General features: G+C 62.6%; 19 protein-coding genes and 4 pseudogenes. 17 read left to right on the top strand and 6 right to left on the bottom strand.

What is annotated here, in order from left to right; all coding sequences use genetic code 11:
• Nucleotides 1–103: 103 nt before the first annotated feature.
• The 5 genes from NKH91_RS29290 to NKH91_RS29270 all read left to right on the top strand — a co-directional run bounded on the left by NKH91_RS29290 (nt 104) and on the right by NKH91_RS29270 (nt 4,857).
• Entirely contained in the window at nt 104–1,372 is a 1,269-nt protein-coding gene (locus NKH91_RS29290) for an amino acid ABC transporter substrate-binding protein (RefSeq protein WP_352885445.1), read from the top strand.
• A gap of 161 nt (nt 1,373–1,533) precedes the next feature.
• A complete protein-coding gene (locus NKH91_RS29285; protein WP_352496556.1) occupies nt 1,534–2,406 on the top strand; it encodes a branched-chain amino acid ABC transporter permease in 873 nt (290 codons plus the stop codon).
• Nucleotides 2,407–2,414: 8 nt separating this feature from the next.
• Complete coding sequence (locus tag NKH91_RS29280; RefSeq protein ID WP_352496557.1) at nt 2,415–3,401, top strand: branched-chain amino acid ABC transporter permease; 987 nt, start codon at nt 2,415–2,417, stop codon at nt 3,399–3,401.
• Complete coding sequence (locus NKH91_RS29275; protein WP_352885444.1) at nt 3,398–4,144, top strand: ABC transporter ATP-binding protein; 747 nt, start codon at nt 3,398–3,400, stop codon at nt 4,142–4,144. The genes NKH91_RS29280 and NKH91_RS29275 overlap by 4 nt, the downstream gene beginning before the upstream one ends.
• A complete protein-coding gene (locus NKH91_RS29270; protein WP_352885443.1) occupies nt 4,141–4,857 on the top strand; it encodes an ABC transporter ATP-binding protein in 717 nt (238 codons plus the stop codon). The genes NKH91_RS29275 and NKH91_RS29270 overlap by 4 nt, the downstream gene beginning before the upstream one ends.
• A gap of 130 nt (nt 4,858–4,987) precedes the next feature.
• On the opposite strand, the gene NKH91_RS29265 is transcribed toward NKH91_RS29270, so the two are convergent.
• Together NKH91_RS29265 and NKH91_RS32440 are read right to left on the bottom strand one after the other, a co-directional pair.
• Nucleotides 4,988–5,227 carry a hypothetical protein gene (locus tag NKH91_RS29265; RefSeq protein ID WP_198030586.1) on the bottom strand — a complete coding sequence of 80 codons (240 nt, stop codon included), beginning with the start codon at nt 5,225–5,227 and terminating at the stop codon, nt 4,988–4,990.
• Nucleotides 5,178–5,327: pseudogene (locus tag NKH91_RS32440) on the bottom strand (ISNCY family transposase); the annotation flags it as partial. The gene NKH91_RS29265 and the pseudogene NKH91_RS32440, both read right to left, overlap by 50 nt.
• Nucleotides 5,328–5,430: 103 nt before the next feature.
• On the opposite strand from NKH91_RS32440, the gene NKH91_RS29260 reads away from it, so the two are divergent.
• Nucleotides 5,431–5,601, top strand: a complete 171-nt coding sequence (locus NKH91_RS29260; RefSeq protein ID WP_023723176.1) for a hypothetical protein — start codon at nt 5,431–5,433, stop codon at nt 5,599–5,601.
• A 52-nt stretch (nt 5,602–5,653) separates the two neighbouring features.
• On the opposite strand, the gene NKH91_RS29255 is transcribed toward NKH91_RS29260, so the two are convergent.
• Complete coding sequence (locus NKH91_RS29255) at nt 5,654–5,920, bottom strand: response regulator transcription factor (RefSeq protein WP_352885442.1); 267 nt, start codon at nt 5,918–5,920, stop codon at nt 5,654–5,656.
• A 141-nt stretch (nt 5,921–6,061) separates the two neighbouring features.
• On the opposite strand from NKH91_RS29255, the gene NKH91_RS29250 reads away from it, so the two are divergent.
• The 6 genes and pseudogenes from NKH91_RS29250 to NKH91_RS32435 all read left to right on the top strand — a co-directional run.
• A complete protein-coding gene (locus NKH91_RS29250) occupies nt 6,062–6,517 on the top strand; it encodes an SRPBCC family protein (RefSeq protein WP_023723175.1) in 456 nt (151 codons plus the stop codon).
• 203 nt (nt 6,518–6,720) lie between these two features.
• A complete protein-coding gene (locus NKH91_RS29245) occupies nt 6,721–7,779 on the top strand; it encodes an adenylate/guanylate cyclase domain-containing protein (RefSeq protein ID WP_352885441.1) in 1,059 nt (352 codons plus the stop codon).
• Nucleotides 7,780–8,661: 882 nt separating this feature from the next.
• A complete protein-coding gene (locus NKH91_RS29240) occupies nt 8,662–9,090 on the top strand; it encodes an SgcJ/EcaC family oxidoreductase (protein WP_031194889.1) in 429 nt (142 codons plus the stop codon).
• A 70-nt stretch (nt 9,091–9,160) separates the two neighbouring features.
• Nucleotides 9,161–9,346: a hypothetical protein gene (locus NKH91_RS29235; RefSeq protein ID WP_156948243.1), complete on the top strand. Its 186-nt coding sequence runs from the start codon at nt 9,161–9,163 to the stop codon at nt 9,344–9,346.
• A 644-nt stretch (nt 9,347–9,990) separates the two neighbouring features.
• Entirely contained in the window at nt 9,991–11,736 is a 1,746-nt protein-coding gene (locus NKH91_RS29230) for an adenylate/guanylate cyclase domain-containing protein (protein WP_352885440.1), read from the top strand.
• A gap of 161 nt (nt 11,737–11,897) precedes the next feature.
• A pseudogene (locus NKH91_RS32435) lies at nt 11,898–12,034 on the top strand (integrase); the annotation flags it as partial.
• A 179-nt stretch (nt 12,035–12,213) separates the two neighbouring features.
• On the opposite strand, the gene NKH91_RS29225 reads toward NKH91_RS32435, so the two are convergent.
• Nucleotides 12,214–12,363 carry a hypothetical protein gene (locus NKH91_RS29225; RefSeq protein ID WP_023721868.1) on the bottom strand — a complete coding sequence of 50 codons (150 nt, stop codon included), beginning with the start codon at nt 12,361–12,363 and terminating at the stop codon, nt 12,214–12,216.
• Nucleotides 12,364–12,711: 348 nt separating this feature from the next.
• Nucleotides 12,712–12,926, bottom strand: a pseudogene (locus tag NKH91_RS29220) (LacI family transcriptional regulator); the annotation flags it as partial.
• Nucleotides 12,927–13,171: 245 nt separating this feature from the next.
• Here NKH91_RS29220 and NKH91_RS29215 point away from each other — a divergent pair.
• From NKH91_RS29215 to NKH91_RS29195, 5 genes are all read left to right on the top strand, one after another.
• Nucleotides 13,172–13,960, top strand: a complete 789-nt coding sequence (locus NKH91_RS29215) for an SDR family NAD(P)-dependent oxidoreductase (RefSeq protein ID WP_352885439.1) — start codon at nt 13,172–13,174, stop codon at nt 13,958–13,960.
• Complete coding sequence (locus NKH91_RS29210; protein WP_352885438.1) at nt 13,957–15,087, top strand: S-adenosylmethionine:tRNA ribosyltransferase-isomerase; 1,131 nt, start codon at nt 13,957–13,959, stop codon at nt 15,085–15,087. Before NKH91_RS29215 ends, NKH91_RS29210 begins: the two co-directional genes overlap by 4 nt.
• Before the next feature lie 645 nt (nt 15,088–15,732).
• Nucleotides 15,733–16,341, top strand: coding sequence for a 2-hydroxychromene-2-carboxylate isomerase (locus NKH91_RS29205; RefSeq protein WP_352590996.1), 609 nt, complete (start codon nt 15,733–15,735; stop codon nt 16,339–16,341).
• A 400-nt stretch (nt 16,342–16,741) separates the two neighbouring features.
• A complete protein-coding gene (locus NKH91_RS29200; RefSeq protein WP_031194881.1) occupies nt 16,742–17,008 on the top strand; it encodes an AbrB/MazE/SpoVT family DNA-binding domain-containing protein in 267 nt (88 codons plus the stop codon).
• Complete coding sequence (locus NKH91_RS29195; protein WP_352885437.1) at nt 17,005–17,403, top strand: type II toxin-antitoxin system VapC family toxin; 399 nt, start codon at nt 17,005–17,007, stop codon at nt 17,401–17,403. The genes NKH91_RS29200 and NKH91_RS29195 overlap by 4 nt, the downstream gene beginning before the upstream one ends.
• An 87-nt stretch (nt 17,404–17,490) precedes the next feature.
• On the opposite strand, the pseudogene NKH91_RS29190 reads toward NKH91_RS29195, so the two are convergent.
• A pseudogene (locus tag NKH91_RS29190) lies at nt 17,491–17,634 on the bottom strand (hypothetical protein); the annotation flags it as partial.
• Nucleotides 17,635–17,733 lie beyond the last annotated feature (99 nt).

Below are 17,733 nucleotides of genomic sequence, written 5' to 3'. Positions count from 1 at the left end.
TTGACCCAGGCATATCTTCTCTGTCCGCACAAAAGGCATACAGTGGTATAAACAGGAGATATCGTCGGTTTCCAATCTGATAACGGATGAAGGGAGTTGAGTGATGTTCACGAACAGCAAACGTTTTTCGCGCCGTCGGTTCCTCGGCGTCAGCGCCGGCGCCTTCGCAGCCGGCCCGTTGGGCCCGTTTGTGCGAGCGGCATGCGCGCAGGTGACGACATTCAAGGCCGGCGTTATCACCTCGCTGTCGGGCGAGAACATCCTCGGCGGCAACCTGACCAAACGCGGTTACGACCTATGGGCGGATGCCGTCAACGCCAAGGGCGGGGTTGAAGTCGCCGGCGAGCGTTTCAAGGTCGACATGTTCTACGGTGACGACCAAAGCAACCCGGCGACCGGCGCCGATGCCGCCGAGCGCCTGATCGTCCAGAATGAGGTCGACGTGCTATTCGGCCCTTACACCAGCGGCTCGACTATCGCCGTGCAGCCGATTTGCCAGAAGTACCAGGTGCCGATGATTTCCGGCTCCGCGGAATCCCCAAACGTCTGGAAGGCCAAGCCGGAATTCAACTTCGGCATCATCCCGGCCGTGGATACCACTGCGGGTAAATCGCTGGCCGTGCTGGCGAAACTGTCTAACCCCATGGCCAAGACGATTGCTGTGATCGGCGTCAACGAACCCTTCTCGAAGGAAACCGGCGAAGGTTTTCGCGACGGGGCCAAGGAGGCCGGATTGGAAGTCGTCGCCTACGAATTGGTGCCGGCCTCTGGCGACCTTACCCCCGTCATCTCTAAGATCGCAGCGCTCAATCCCGATATCGTCGCCGTCGGCGGCCATGAGGAGCCGCTGATCAATGTCGTCAAGACCTCCAAGTCGCTGAACTTCCGGCCCAAGGCGCTGATAATGCACTATGGCGTCACCGACCCGGCCTTCGCCCAGGCGCTCGCCGCGGACGCCGACGGCACCTGCGGCGTCTCCGTGTGGCTGCCGTCAGTTTCATATAAGGACGACCTCTTCGGCACCGCAAAGGAGTTTGCCGAGATGGCGCAAAAGAAGTCCGGGCACGAGCCCGACTATACCGAAGCGGCCTGCGCGGCCAGCGGTCTCGTTTTCGGCGATGCCGTCAAGCGGCTTGGCAAGAAGCCGGGGCTCACGCCTGAAGACAGGGTTGCTCTTAAGGACGCGATAGCCGCGACCGACATCCAGACCTTCTACGGACCGATCAAGTTCGAGAAGGAAGGCAACCACTACCACGACAACGTCCAGCCGGTGCCGGTGCTGATCCAGATTCAGGGTGGCAAGACCGTAGCGGTGGGGCCGAAAGAGGCCGCGGCAGCGGACCTCACCTACCCGCTGCCAGCTTGGAAATAGCCGGTTCTGGACAGGGTGGGGGCGGCCTCGTCGCCATCACCCTTGCCCGGCGCAATGACGGTGGTTGCGCGTGCTCGGAAAATGACGGACCATGCTATCGTGTGTACGGCCGCTTTGCCGCGGCACTCCGCTCTTTCGTTGGCTGACGGACGGTTCCCGCGTTGGATCTATTCCTACAGACCTTGCTGAACGGCCTTCTGATCGGCGGCGTCATCGCCACTTTTACGATCGGTTTCCAGCTCGCTTTCGGCGTGCTGCATGTCATCGATTTCGCGGTGGGCGGCTGGGTCGTGCTGGGCGGCTATCTCGGCTACTATATGGGTGCCGGACTTGGTGTCGACGGATTCCTGGCGATCCCCGTGGCCTTCATGCTATTCGGCGCCATCGGCTATCTGATTGGGCCGATCCTCTACAATGTCCGCAACAGCCGCACGGCGCGGCCGGAATTGATGGCGCTGGCGTTGACCTTCGGCCTGTTCACACTGCTGCGCGGCGGCATGCTGACCGCGTGGGGCTTCAATACCCACAGCGTGCCGACCGTGTTGAGCGGAGAGAGCCTCGCCGTCGGCCCCGTGACGGTGCCACTGATCCGCGTGGCCGCGGCGGTCTTTGCGATCGCCATCGCCGGCGGACTGTTCCTGTTCCTCTACCGCACCCGCTATGGGTTGGCGATCAGAGCGACGGCTGAAAACCGGCAGAACGCCGCACTGATGGGCGTCAACATCCGCCGCCTCAGCGCCACTGTTTACGGGCTCTACGCAGGCATCACTGCCATGGCCGGCGTACTAATGGGTGCAATCTTTTCAGTGAACCCGGAAGTCGGCCTGCGCTATACTCTATTCGCATTTTTCGTGGCTGTGCTTGCCGGCTTGGGCTCCGTCGGCGGTGCCCTCGTCGCCGCGCTGCTGCTCGGCGTCATCGAAGCCTTCGTCGCGACCTATGTCGGGTCGAGCTATTCGCTGCTGGCGATCTTTGGCACCCTATTCCTCGTCCTTCTCGTGTCTCCGCGCGGGATCCTGCGGCACGGCTTGTGAGGCGGGACATGAAGCCACGCTGGGCCGTCCTCCTCCTGCTGATCGCCGTAATCGTTGTGCTGGCGCTGCTGCCGATGCTGGTCAACAACTACTGGCTGCGCATTGCCACCGGCGCGCTGATGTGGGCGGGGCTGGCCTGCTCCTGGAACATGCTCGGCGGCTATGCCGGCTACATCAATTTCGGCCATTCGGCCTTCTTCGGGCTCGGCGCCTATGTTACGGCGCTGCTGATGGGCGACAGGCTCGCCTGGCCCTTCTTCGCCACCCTCCCGGCCGGTATCGTGGTGACGGCGCTGTTTGCCATCATCATCGGCGCGCCGACGCTGCGCCTGCGCGGCGCCTATTTCGCCATAGCCACCTGGGCCTTCGCCGAGGTGCTCATACAGTTCGCCTCGGTGATGGACTTCACCGGCGGCATCGGCGGTATTGGGCTGCCGCCCTTTCTTGACGAGCGCTTCTTCTACTTCGCCATGTTCGGCGCGGCTGCGCTCACCTATCTCATTACGTGGGCGCTGTTCGAGCGCTCGCGTTTCGGGCTGAAGGTCAAGGCACTGCGCGATCATGAGCCGGCGGCCGAGGCTATCGGTATCAATACTTCGCTGGTCAAGCTGCAGACCTTCGTGCTCAGTGCCGTCACCGCCTCGGTATTCGGCGCGATCTTCGCCTACTGGGTCACGTTCATCAATCCGAAAAGCGTCTTCGGCGGCGACATCACCGATCAGATGGTGGTGATGGTGCTGCTGGGCGGGCTGGGCAGCCTGTGGGGGCCGGCATTGGGCGGTGTGGCGCTCTTTGTCGTAAACCGCATCATCTGGATGTATTGGGGTGACACCGCCTTCTATATCGCCATATTGGGCGCGGCCATCGTGCTGGTGGTGCTGTTTCTGCCGAACGGCATCGTCGGCATGTTTTCGAGGCGCGTGGCCAAGTCTGGCGCCGTGCTGGACAAGGCGGTCGGCAATCTTGTCGGCGGCGGCCCGGGACGGCCCAGTTGAGCGCCGCCGAGGGCAAAACGGCTGGCACCGGCGAACCTATTCTCGTCGTGCGCGAACTCCACTGCCATTTCGGCGGCATCAAGGCCGTCAACGGTGTCTCCCTGGACGTCGGTCGGCGCGAGATCGCCGGCCTGATCGGACCTAACGGGTCTGGCAAGTCGACTCTGTTCAACCTGATATCGGGCACGGTGACGCCGGATCGTGGCCAGATCCGCTTCGACGGTCACGAAATCGGCGGCCGAAAGGCTCACGCGATCGCGCGGCTGGGGCTTGCTCGCACCTTCCAGATTCCGGCCATGTTCGACAATATGAGCGTCACCGAAAACCTGCTGGCGGCTGCGGCCGAGGGCCACTGGCAGGGCGCGCGCGAACGGGCGGCCGATACGCTGGCGCTGCTCAAGCTGGAGCATGTCGCAGACAACCGCGCATCCGATCTTTCGGGCGGCCAGCAGAAACTGCTGGAGTTCGGGCGCGTTGTGATGCGCCAGGCCTCGCTCATTCTGCTCGACGAGGTGACAGCGGGCGTGCATCCCAGCATCCGCAAGATCATCGTGGAGGCCATCGCGCGGCTGCGCGAGCGCGGCACCACCGTCCTGGTCATCGAGCACGACATGGAAATGGTGCGGAACGTGTGCGACCGCATCATTGTCATGGATGCAGGCCGTGTCGTGGCCACCGGGCCTTTCAACGACATCGTTCGCAATTCGGAAGTTATGCAGACCTATCTGGGGCGGCCGCAATGAGCACCACGCTCACCGCCGACAACATCGTCACCGGCTACGGCAAGCAGGAGATCGTCCATGGCGTCTCGCTGAGCGCGGAAGCTGGCAAGATTACCTGCATCCTCGGGCCGAACGGCAGTGGCAAGTCGACCCTGCTCAAGGCCATTGTGGGCGCGCTGCCGGTGTGGAGCGGTACGGCGCGCCTGGGTGAATCAACACTCTCCAACCTTGCCGTCCATGAAGTGGTGCGCCAGGGTCTGGTGTTGATGCCGCAGGGCGGCGGTGTGTTTCCGCGCCTGACAGTGATGGAGAATTTGCGCATGGGTGGCTACGCCATCGCAGACCGGCGGATAGTCGAGCAGCGCATCGAGGCGCTGATCGAGCAATATCCCTCTTTAGCACGGCGGCGGCGTACCGCGGCCGGTTCGCTTTCGGGCGGCGAGCAGGCAATGCTTGCGCTGGCGCGGGCACTGGTTTCGGAACCGCGCTTCATTCTGCTGGACGAGCCTTCCGCCGGATTGTCGCCGGCCATGGTCATCGAGACGCTCGAACGCATTACCACCCTCACCGCGCACGGCATTGGCATCGTGATGGTGGAGCAGAACATCCGCGAGGCGATGCCGATTGCGGACAAGCTTTACATCCTGGCGGCCGGCGAAAAGCGCTTCGAGGGGACGCGTCGGGACGTGCGCGACGACCGGCAGATCATGGAAATCTATATGGGGGGAGCGTGAGAGAAGCGGTCGACACCCCAGCGCGAGTTGCAAATGCCAAATGTGGCTTGGCGGTTAGTTGTAAGAAGGCGGTCATTTTCGGCAGTCAATTGGGAGAATGATCAGGCTGAGTTCGTTGTCGTACAGAAGTTCAAGCCTGCTGCTCAGAACCTGAACACTCGCCCTGTGGCCGACTTGGCGAGACCTTTGCGTCGAGCAACATTTCCGTTCTCATATCCAACTCCCGTCGTTCGTTTCGTGGAATGCCGAAGATATCGCCGCAAAGGGGAATGTTCAGATCACCGGCCCGGCGCTTCGCCGAAGCCACCGGCAGGATCGTCCTTGCCAAAGCGAGCGTTGAAGTCCGCCATGAACTCAGGTGCATAAGCATTGGTCTCCTTTGATCGTGCTGATGACGCGCAGGCGCAGTGCCTTCACAAGCCGGTCCTGGAGTGTCTGATGGCGCGCTCAACACGTCCTTTGGCAACCGGCACGCGTCCGCCTGCAGAATAATAGAGAGATGGTCCCGAAATGGATGTTGCGTAGGAGCCCGGGATCGACGGGCGTCACTGCAGCACTTCTTGATGGACTATCATGTCCGCGGCCCGCTGGCCGATCATCATACTGGGCGCATTGGTGTTGCGGCCGATCAACTTCGGCCGCGTCCAGGAGGGCAAGGGCCGCAAGGACCGCCACTCCACGATGTCGCCGCGACTGCACGAACTGCTCCGCGTCTGGTGGCGTGAGGGCGACGACGGGGCATGAAGCTGCCGCAGCTTGCCTGTTTCCGCGCCGAAACCCCGGTCACTGACGGGAATCAGCTACGCGTAGGAGCACCGCGCCAGTTTTGGCGCTTAGGTTCTGCGAATTTGCAGAGGTGCCGGTCGATGGTCTTTCCGCTGAGGCAGAGCTCATGAGCGATCACCTTATTCGACCTGCCGGTCGCCACCAGCCGCAGCACGTGCAGCTCGCGTGGCGTCAGCCCGAAACCAATCTCCGGTGATGCAACTGATCTCTGAGAATCGATCCTCGGGATATCGGATGCGGCACCCAACGCTTCGAACGCTCCCGAAGCGGAGCGCATGCGCCGCGGCTGTGATCGGCGAGTGCCCATCGGAATCTCGCCACACTTGTCACTCCAGAGTAGATGTCCGATCCTATTCTATCGCACGAGCAGCCAACTGGTTTACAATTGCTCCAACTGTCGCAACTATAAAGGAAGCCGATGCAAGAGGCCCTCGTCGTCCGCCGCGAGACACACATCCCGGCGCCCCCCGCTGCGCTGTTTGCCCTCCTGACCGATCCGGAGAAGATCCTGCGCTGGATGGGAACAGAGGCGCAGCTTGAGCCGCAGCCCGGCGGGCTCTATCTCGTCAATGTTACCGGGGCTCGCGTCGCTCGCGGCACCTTCCGGGAGGTGGTGCCGGTGCACCGTCTGGCATACAGCTTCGGCTGGGAAGAGAGCGATGAGGTGCCGCCGGGATCGAGCCTGGTTGAGATCGATCTGATCGAGCAGCCGGACGGAACGCTGCTGCGCCTGACCCACACCGGCCTGCCCAATGCCGAGCAATGCGCCGGCCATGCGGAGGGCTGGGCTCATTACCTCGGCAGGCTGGGCGAGGTTGCAGCCGGGCGTGATCCCGGCCCGGATCCCAAATACGGCCACACGGGCAGGGGGTGACGGCCTTCCGCGCGCGATATCGCCGCCCGTGAGCCCGTTGCAATTTGACGGCGGACGCCGGCTCGCAGGGCGGGTCGAACCCGGCGCCATCGAGGATCGGACCGTACCAGCGCCGGGGGCGGGGGGAGGATAGATCGGCGGGCCGGCTGCGCATCGTCACGGCGCGGATGACAGGCCGGGTGCGGTGGCCGCATAATCGCGCCATGGATCTGCCCGCGCCTCTCGCCTGGCTGGTGGACGAGGCCGGCGCCTCGGCCGCCCCCGATCGGTTTCTGGCCGAGCTCGGCGGCCGACTTCTGGCTGACGGCCTGCCGCTGGCCGGCGGCGCGCTGACGCTCGCGGTGCCGCATCCCATCATCACCCGCCGCACCTGGCTTTGGCGGGCGGAGACAGGGGCGGTGATCGAGGCGCTGAGCTTCGCCGGCGGTCCGCTCGGCCAGGCCGGGCGCGACTGGCTGGCGGAGCTCGGCCCGGTGCAGGAAGGCCCGGTTGGCCGGGCGCCGGATAGTCCGGTGCTGGGCTGGGCTGGAACCCGGCCGTTCGGCCCCGCCGAGGCTGCCCGGCTGCGCCAGGCCGCGCGCTTCGCCGCGGCGCCCCTTGCCGCACTTACGGCGCGGGCGGCGCTGACAGCGCTGCTCGAGGCTTATCTCGGCCGGCGCAGTGCCGCCCGGGTGCAAGGCGGGTCCCTGCGCCGCGGCACCGGAGAAACCATTCGCGCCGCGCTGCTCTATGCCGACCTGCGCGGCTTTACCGCCCTGTCCGAGTCAACCGAGCCCACGACGGTGATCGCCGCGCTCGACGCCTGGTTCGACCGCGTCGCCGGCGCGGTGCACGCCTTTGGGGGCGAAGTGCTGAAATTCATCGGCGACGGCATGCTGGCGATTTTCCCGGTCACCGCTGCGCCGGCCGATGCCTGCGAGGCGGCGCTGCGCGCCGTCGTCGCCGCCCGCGCCGGCATGGCCCATCTCGATGCGGGGCGGCAGGCGCAGGGCCTGCCCCGGCTGCCGTTCGGCGCGGCGCTGCATCTCGGCGAGATGCTGTGGGGCAATATCGGCGCGGTCGACCGGCTGGATTTCACCGCCATCGGCCCCGCGGTCAACCTGGTCAGCCGGCTGGAGGGGCTATGCCGGCCGCTCGGCCGCTCGGTGCTGATCTCGGGCGCGCTCGCCGCCGAGATCACCACACCGCTGGTGCCGCTGGGCGAACACGTGCTGCGCGGCATCGCCGCGCCCTGCACCGTCTTCACCCTGCCGGATGCGTAATCGCGGTCCTGCGGGGCGGCGGCGTCAACCGCAGATTTGGTTTAGCTTGATTTTGGCCATCTAGTCGTCTCCGAACGTCAAAAACTAGGAGCAGAATAGGGGCACTCAGACCCACTGCTCCGGACTACTGCCGCGTGCTAGAGAAAGGTCGAAGGCTCAAGAACGCAAGCTAAGTCATTGCATCGTAGTGTCTTTTCGCATTTTTACTTGCAACGGCGGACATGAACTTAGACGAAATTGGCGGGCTCTTAGTCGGCTTCCGCCCCCCTTCGGCGTCTGCATCCGGTACGGTTTCATCAAAGATGACCGACCAGACAACATCCATCAGCCTGCGGCGCCTGACGCCAGGATTGTCACTTGGGGGAAGGCCGGACTGGCGCCCTGAGCATTTGTGGCGCAACTGCGACGCATGGCATGTGCATGGAATGGCGCGAAGACACCGTCCTCGGGCAAGGTGCGGCAACGCTATCATGTCACGATGATAGCCATCAATTCGCTCTTCTGCCGTGCAGACTTTGGTCTTCCGCTTGATTGGCGCGAACGCGACTTCCTATTCCAAGCGCGCTCGAATGCTTAGGCTCAGGTTTAAGGTGGCGGCGCATTGCGGTCTGGGCAATCAAAGGTTGAGCCTTCTTCACATGGAGAAGGCTGATCGCCAACGCCGCCATAACGTTCAACGAGTTTTGCGAATCCGTAGGCGAAGGCGGAAAGAAGAGCCAGGATACTATTCGGATGGCCATAGGGGATCGTAACAGGATCCCACATTGGATGTCGCAATTCCTCCGCTGCCGCTAGTGCGTCAATTTGAAATTTGACCTTTGCCGTGTCGCATCCGGTCCCGGCTCCTATATGCTTAGCGGAGGTACGCAGGAGACGTGGGTCATGAGCGTGACGTCTGATAAGCCCGAGCATGTCGCTACCGCTTTTGCGAACGCTTGGAACCGGCATGACATGGATGAGTTTGCGTCTCTGTTCGCTTCCGATGCTAATTTCGTTAACGTCGTAGGTGTTTGGTGGAAGAACCGATCCGAGATCGAAGCGGCGCACCGAGCCACCCATGACACCATGTTTCGGGATAGCCGATTAGAAGGCGATATCTCGTCGGTTGTGGAATTGGCTCCGGGGCTTGCTTCTGTTCATTACACTTGGACGCTAACGGGAGCATTTGCTCCGGACGGCTCCCCGGCCGGGGTTAGGAAAGGCATATTGCTTCTGATTGTCCAAGAAGGGCAGTCGGGATGGCGAATCAAGGTGGCTCAGAACACGGATATTGTTCCAGGCGCAATCGCCCCAGCCGGCTCGAAAGGCTAGCTCGCGTCAACCAGAGGCGGAACAGGGCGTCCGCCAGCGAGCCTGACCACCAATACGTATGCGTGCCGGAATGCCGAATTCGACTGGTTTGATCCTCGTCACCGAGGCCGTCAACGCCACGCGTACCGAATTCCTGGTCTTCGCCAAGGCCCATGGCGCCATGGACCTGAGGGTACCGGCCGAGGTGGGCGTCGTTGCGAAAGTGACTATCCTCGGCTCAGGCAAACTCGATTTCTCCGCCGTGACAAAATGGTGAGCGGCGAAGACATGAAGCCCGAGCGGCTTGACAATAGCCGACTGAGGAAGTCGGCGTGTTTGCCCAATCACATGCAACTAAGGCCATCTTGGCTCAAAGGTAGCCTTTGGCCGAGGTCGGTTCTGAATTGAAGCCGGCCTACATCTATCACGAAGTGAATGGCAGTTTTGCGCTTTAATATCGGCCGCAGAGGCGGATTTGCTTTCGCCCAAAAGCCAGACATCGCAGCTGACCATGCTGAAGGTCGCGCCCGCACCACCTGCCGACCTCAGCACCTCTAAGCGCAAACGTCTGGTGTAATGCCCGATGCGCGCGCTCGCAGGCCATCTCGCTGTTACATCGCCGTGACAAAAGCACCGCCACGGTGGCGTCAACCGGTTACACAGGGCAAGAAATATCTCCGGCCTTCTGGGAGTGACGTGTCAGCGTCTCCAGAGGCTGCGTGGGCGCGGCGACTGGAACGCTCCACGCCTCGCAAGAGGGATAGCGAAACCTCGTGAAGGCAAGGTCGAGCTGCGTTCTGCGCTCTATATCGGCGGCGGGCGGCGACCGGAGAGATGGATACCATGCACATGGGGCGTCTGGAAGTTGGCAGGACACGGACACGGGGCGGCCCGCGTGCAGGCGCTTGGCTGAGCGATGCAATGACCACGCAGCGCCACCTCGCAGCGATCCTGGCTTGCGACGTGGTCGGCTATTCGCGCCTGACGGAGCGCGACGAGCGCGGCACGCTCGAGCGGCTGAAGATGTACCGCAAGGACCTCCTCGAACCGCTGGTCTCTGTGCACCAGGGTCGGATCGTCAAGCTCACCGGCGACGGCATGCTGTGCGAGTTCGCGAGCGTCGTTAACGCGGTGACCTCGGCAATGGCGATTCAGCAGGCCCTGGCAGAACATGAGGCGGAGATGCCCGAGGAAGAGCGGATTCGCTTGCGCATCGGTGTCAATCTCGGCGACGTGGTCTGCGAGGAGGACGGCGACCTCTACGGTGACGGGGTCAACATCGCCGCCCGACTCGAAAGCATCGCCGATGCCGGCACCGTGGTCGTCTCCGGCACCGCGTACGACCACCTTCAGGGCAAGCTCGATTGCGGCTTCAGGCCGCTCGGCAACCTGCGCCTCAAGAACATCGAGCGGCCCGTGCGCGCCTACCGCGTCGAGTCCGACGCCAGCGCCTCGGTGGCTGCATCGCCTCCCTTGCCCGAGAAACCCTCGATCGCGGTCCTGCCTTTCACCAACATGAGCGGCGACCCCGACCAGGAATACTTCGCCGACGGGCTGGTGGAGGACATCATCACGGGATTGAGTCGGGTGAACTCCTTCTTCGTGATCGCCCGCAACTCGTCCTTCACCTACAAGGGCCGGGCGGTAGACCTGCGCCAGGTCGGGCGCGAGCTGGGCGTCCGCTACGTGCTAGAAGGCAGCATCCGCAGAGCAGGATCGCGGGTGCGTATCAGCGGGCAGCTGGTGGACGCGATCAGTGGGCACCATGTCTGGACTGACCGCTTCGAGGGCGATGTGAGCGACATCTTCGACCTGCAGGACAAGGTGACCGAGAGCGTCGTCGGTGCGGTCGAACCGAGCATCCGGCTGCAGGAGATCAAGCAGGCGCGCATGAAACCGACCGAGTACATCAGCGCCTACGACCTCTACCTTCGCGCGCTGCCGCGCTTCTACAGCATGACGCGCGAAGGCTTTGCCGACGTGCGCCGGCTCACCAACGAGGCGCTCAGCATCGACCCTGGCTTCAACTTGGCGAAGGCACTCGGCGCCTCTATCCGCAGCCTATCCGTGAGCCAGTGCTGGCACGAGCCCGACGATATCCGAGTCGCCGCGCGCATGGCGCGAGAGGTACTGGCGGAAGCGCGCGACGATCCCACGAGCCTGCGCTTCGCCGCGCAGGTGATCGCCTACAGCGCGAAGGACTACGAGATGGCGTTGCGCACGATCGAGCGATCCCTGCTGCTCAACCCCAATTCGGCGCAGGGCCATACGGGCAGCGGCTGGGTGAACGCACATTCCAGCCGCCCGCTCGTCGCCATCGAGCACTTTCACAGGGCAATGCGGCTGAGCCCGATCGACCCCGAGAAGGGCATCGCGCTCTCCGGCATCGGGATGAGCTACCTGATGCTCGAGCGCTACGAGGAAGCGCTGGCATGGGGAGAACGCGCGCTGCACGAGATGCCGAACTACGGCTCCTCGCACCGGGTGGTGATCATGGCGCTGGTCAAACTCAACCGGCTGGACGAGGCGCAGGCGGCGGCGCGGCGTCTTATGAAGGCGTTCCCGACCTACACGCTCACCCTGCAGAGACAGATCAACCCGTGGCTGGACGAGGTGTTCGCCGAGCGTTATGTCGAGGCGCTGGGCATCTCCGGCGTGCCAGAGTGATCGTCGCAGTTGCAAAGATGCCCGGCGAGGCGACGTTCCCTTGACCTGCGTCGCTTCTGGAAGGCCAGTTCTCTGGCGGCTTGTCTTAGGACTGAGCGCGTAGAGCAGCGTGAACAGCCGGCGAGCTCTCCGTTGAATTCGCGTCGAACTTCCGGTTTCGATCCGCTTCTTATAAGGCAACAGGCAACCTCCGGGCGGTTCAGATCCTGCTTGGGCACACCGAGATCGAGAATACGGTTCGCCATCCGGATGTCGAGGTCGGGGACGCGCTCACATCGCCGAGGGAACCGAGATCTGATCACGATGGCCTCTCGACTTCGCGGAGAGGTCATCATGTTCTGAAAAGCCACCGCTCAGTTACGGGGCTCGCTTTCCGCAATGCGTCGCATCACAGCCGTTCGGCATGGAAGATGGTCATCCCGAAAACCGCCGGTCCACTGTCGCCCATCAATGGCGGAACTATGCGGCGTTGAGGCGCTAGGCGAATTTGCGCCTCGTCTCGGCGGTTGAGACGAGCTCTGCTACTTCCTGAAAGCGGTCGCTAGCGGCGATCACAAGCCAGATCCGGCCGAGCACCCAGAGGGAAAGCGCCCACCGGAGCAGCAGCCAGAGATGCGGTGTTGGCATTTTCGGGCCCCCTGAATCCGGCCCGGCTGAGTTTGATGGAGAAGTTCGAACAGGCGCCAGGCATTAATCGGCAGCAGCACCAGTTCCATCAGGCTCAGGGTAGGCTGCCGATGAGGGGCGCCATAGGCGGCAAAGCACAAACAGCTCAGCACCGCCGTTATGCGCAGCCACAGCATGGCTTCATTGAGGCTTCATTGAGTAGGTGAGAACGGCGAAGAAGCTTCCGAGGAAGCCGATCGTCTCGGTCCAGATCATGATCATATTTCTTTGGTTGAGTGAAGCCGGTGGGCCTCGGTCAGCCGGAGAAGCCGCCGTCATCGAGAAAACGTCTCCGCGTCCGCCGTTCCTCTCCTGGTCGCGGCTGGCACTGACCACGACCGAGCATTGGCCCCGGCTGCGCACATGTCCTCAAAAGTCTGCGCCATGGCGGAGAAGTAACGATTGTCGTGGATGGGCGGCATCAGTCCGACCAGGCCCGATCGCGAGCCTCCCAAGCCCCGCGCCTGCAGATTGGTAGTGTACTGGTGGCGTTCGGCGAGGCTGAGAATTGTTTCCGCCGCCGCAATCCGATGGCGCTTGCACGGCGACACGCTTCCTTCACCGGCCTGATAATCACGGCGAACTCGGAGCCGATCGCCTCGATCGACAGCCAATACGCGGCGTCAAGACGATAAGGCGATCCGGCTCCGCACGATCGCGGCTGCGCTTGCGCCCGTTCCGGCCCGCTCGCATGCGATCAGCCCGCTGGCCGACAAGGCGAAGGTGCGCCGCGATACGTGAGTCTGGTCGGCATCGATCCACGGAATGAATGCTTGACCTCAAGTTAACTTCAGCTTGTACCAAACTGGTTGTACGAATTGAAGGAGTATCATCAATGCTGACCAACATTGATCTTCAGGGACTTCGTGTAGCAGTCACGGGCGGCACGTCCGGTCTAGGACTGGCGCTTGTCCGGCAGCTTGCCAGAGAGGGTGCGTTCGTCGCCTTCGTTGCCCGCACGGCCGCGAATGTCGAACGCATCGCCGACGAGACAGGCGCACATGGCATTGTCGGCGACGTCGGCAAAAAGGACGACATCTACCCGATCGCGTTGCAGGTCACCGCGAGCTTAGACGGGCTCGACGTTCTGATCAACAATGCGTCGAGCCTCGGGCCCGTCCCAATGGCGCTCCTTGCCGATACCGAGTGCGAGGAGCTGGAAAATGCGCTCGCGGTCAATCTCGTCGGCGCGTTCCGGCTGACGAAAGCACTGTTCGGTGCACTTGCCGCGTCCGCGCGCGAGGGCCGTGGCGCACTGGTGATCAACATCTCCAGCGACGCGGCGGTGAACGCCTATCCCGGCTGGGGCGCGTATGGTGCGAGCAAGGCCGCTCTTGCTCAACTGACGGCGATTTGGGACGAGGAGGCGAAGGCCGACGGCATCCGGCTCCTCGCGCTCGACCCCGGCGATATGGACACCCCGCTGCACGCGCTGGCGCTTCCTGACGCCGATCCGTCGACATTGAAGCGTCCCGACCTGGCTGCTGCCGAGATCATCGAAAAGATGCTCGACACGCTGCCGGCCGGCGCAACACTTCTCGCCGAGACACGCGGATGATTGCCGCCGACCGTCCGGATCGGCGCGCCGCCAGGCTGTTCGTCGTCGAGGCGGACGGCACGATGCGCGACCTGCCGCGAGCTGGACTCGCGACGCTGTTCAACCCCGGCGATCTGGTCGTCGCCAATGACGCCGCGACCTTGCCTGCCAGCTTGCTCGGCACGCATGTCCCAAGCGGTGAGGCGATCGAGATCCGCCTGGCGGGCTGGCTGTCACTTCCCGATCCAACGCGCTTCGTAGCGATTGCCTTCGGCGCGGGCGATCACCGGACGCGCACGGAAGACCGGCTGCCTCCACCTCCGCTGTCACCAGGCGATCGCCTCCGGCTCGGCTCGCTTGACGCCGTCGTCGAGCGCCTTCTCGACCATCCACGCCTTCTCGAGTTGCACTTCCCAGGCAACCGCGCAGCGGTGCTTGCAGGACTGGCGCAGCACGGCCGGCCGATCCAATACGCGCATGTTCCCGAGCCGTTGGCACTGTGGGATGTTTGGACGAAGATTGCCGCCGGGCCGGTCGCGTTCGAGGCGCCGTCGGCAGGCTTCGCGCTCGACTGGCGCACGCTCCAAGCCTGGCGTCGGCACGACGTTGGCTTTGCAACACTCACGCATGCTGCGGGCGTCTCTTCCACCGGCGATCCCGCGCTCGACTCGCGCCTTCCCTTCGACGAGCCATACCGCATCCCTGGGCACACCGCGGCGCAGGTCGCGCGGGCGAAGCTGCGCGGCAGCCGCATCATCGCAATCGGCACGAGCGTGGTGCGCGCGCTTGAGGCAGCTGCCAACCCCGACGGCAATGTGCGTGCCGCAAATGGCATTGCGACCGGGCGTATCGCGCTGGGCACGCCACTTCGCGTGGTCGATGCGATTCTCACAGGCGTCCACCAGCCCGGCGAAAGCCATTTCGAGCTGCTGCGCGCCTTTGCCTACGATGCTCTGCTCGCCAAGGCCTCCGCAGCCTTCGCCGAGCACCGATATCGCACGCATGAATTCGGCGATTCCATGCTGCTCAATCGCCAACGGCTGGATCGATCGCGGACAGAACCAGGAAGTGCGCGAGACGAAGCCTCTACTCTAGGCGATCCGATGATCTTGGATTTCCAAGGCTTTCGAAAACGACATTTTGATTAAGTAATTCATCTAAAACAACTATTTTGACACTAGTAACTTCGACTCTAGGGGTCCGGAGTTCGAATTTCGCCGCCGGGAGTCACGCGCGAGCTGCGGCTGAGACGCGGATAGGCCCGCGCCCTGTGCCGCGGTGATCGCCACCACCTCACCAATGCCTATTCGCCGCGCCAGGGTGAGCCGGGAGCGACGATGGCGGTATTCAAGTTGACGCTAATACAATATTGCCTACGCTCCAACGTTGGGCGATAGTGTGCGTCGGGAGGCAGGAGGCCATAGTTGGCTTTAGCTTAGACTTTGCCCAATCACGAGAGAATACCTTGCAGCTCGTGAATCGGTTCAAGGCAGCAGCTTGTGCTTCAGCCTAGGCGGAAGATGCCAGGTGGATCGTCTCTTCCACTGTAACGTTGCGTGGTTGGGAAGCAATTCGGCAAGCCTTTTCACAGAGCGAAGACAGGGATCTCGCTTGCGCAATACAGGAACTCAGCAATTACCCTGATGTTTGGGCAGGATGCCTTCGATGCGCCATGACGACCAGGAAACTGGGAGGCGACGCGTGAAGTCTTGGTAAGGGCAGCTGGCAGCGTAGTGGTGGCGTCGACGATCGCGTGAACGCCCGGGCTCCAGACAGTGTCGAGGAGACAGCGGATGAGGCAACTCGAATTTTTCTATTTCCTTGGGAGTGGTTATGCATACCTCTCCGTCATGCGTATCGGCCCTTTGGCGAGGGACGCTGGCATTACCGTCAGATGGCGTCCATTCAATGTCCGCACCGTCATGGCGGAAAACAACATTGCGCTTCGCTCGCAGACCGCCAAGGTCAAATACATGTGGCGTGACGTGCAGCGCAGGGCGCGAACTCACGCGCTACCCTTCGTAAATGCACCCATCTGGCCAACCGACCCCGACCTTCTGGCCAACAGGGTTGCTATGGTCGCCGCGGAAGGCGGCTGGTGTGAGGACTATACAATCGAGAGCTTCAAGGCTTGGTATTTGGAGGGCGTGGCCCTCGGCGACAGAGGCCACCTTGAACACGTGCTTCGGCCACTCGGCAAAGACGTGGATGCGGTGATCGCTCAGGCCAACGCACCCGCCGCCCACGAGCGGCTCAAGATGGAAACCGATGCGGCGCGCGAATACGGAATTTTCGGTTCGCCTGCGTTCGTGGTAAATGGCGAAACTTTTTGGGGAGACGACCGGCTCGAAGAAGCGCTTTCTTGGGCAACCGGTCGGCATCGGTTGCAAGATGTCCATTAGCACGGAAGTGCGCGAGCCCCTTGGATCCGCCAATCGTGGCTGACCTGCCCTGTTTGTCCGCTATGAGCGAATTCGCCAAGGTGATGGTCGTTTCTGGCCGGCGGCGGAAAATCTGAAGAAGATCGCAGAGCAGATGGAGGGCAGCGGTCCAGACCGGCCGCAACGTCGAAAAAGCTATCTCGAGATACTCGAAGCGACCGTTCGTGATCCACTCGACGTTGGGAAATCAACGAATCTGCCGAACTAGGGGGCGAGAGCGAATCCACAGTCCCTGGCGGCTTTCTAAACGGCAGGAATGCGATTCTGTCGCCGCATGGACGCCAAGCTTGGCCCCGACGATCTGCATTGATAATAATGCAGATTTGCATTATCTTATTGCGATGAACAGGAAATGTTTAATATGACAACGTTGACAGTGACGACAAGGGGACAGGTGACGTTCCGCAAGGACGTGCTGCAACATCTGGGCATCAAGCCGGGCGAGAAGATCGAGCTTGATCTGCTGCCCGACGGTCGGGCGGAATTGAAGGCGGCACGGGCGAAAGGGTCATTCCGGGACCTCCACGGCTTCCTCAGAGGCAAGACGAACGGCCAGGTGCTCAGCATCGAGGAGATCAACGAGGCGATAGCGGAAGCGGGCGCCGCGGCCGGGTCCGGCAAGGAATGAGGGTTACGGCCGACACGAATGTGCTGCTGCGCGCCTATGTCGCCGATGATGAGGGGCAGGCGGCCGTTGCCGTCGACCTGCTGGCCAAAGCGGACATCGTGGCCGTGAGCTTGCAGGCCTTGTGCGAGTTCGCCTGGGTTCTGGCCAGGCAATACCAGACAGAGCGCGAAAATATTGCCGCGGCGATCCGGGCGTTGCTGAACACCGCGAATGTTGTCGTCAACCGGCCGGCAGTTGAGGCAGGGCTGTCAGTCCTCGATGCCGGCGGCGATTTCGCGGACGGCGTGATCGCTTTTGACGGCGGCTGGCTTGGCGGGGAGACTTTCGTCTCGTTTGACTGGAAGGCCGCCAAACTGCTTTCGGCGCAGGGACAATCCGTACAGCTTCTTTCCTAAGTTTTCCGCGGTGGTCTTTCGCACTGCGCTGTCGCGTCTGTTAGAGGCTGCTGCGAGGAATCGAATTCTGTTTGTCCCGTGCCACAATCATCTAGGTGCGGCAGGCAGGAGAGGCAGGTGCCAAATCTGATTGCGCGTGCCGGGAGTGCAGCTTTCCATAGTGAACTGTGCGCCGTCATGCGCGGTCAAGCATAGGCCGGAAGCACGACTCCTAAGTTGGCCGCCAGTATGATCCCAGCGTTGATGGAACTGTCAGGAATTCTGTGCGCGAGGCCGGTTTCGTCATTGGCTGACGAACCTTTCGCCGAAGACGACGGCGAACTGGGTCTT

This window comes from Mesorhizobium sp. M0894 (assembly GCF_040319725.1).
GTDB lineage: Bacteria > Pseudomonadota > Alphaproteobacteria > Rhizobiales > Rhizobiaceae > Mesorhizobium.
The sequence above is the reverse complement of the archived record's forward strand: the minus strand, read 5'-3'. Positions and strand labels throughout refer to the sequence as shown.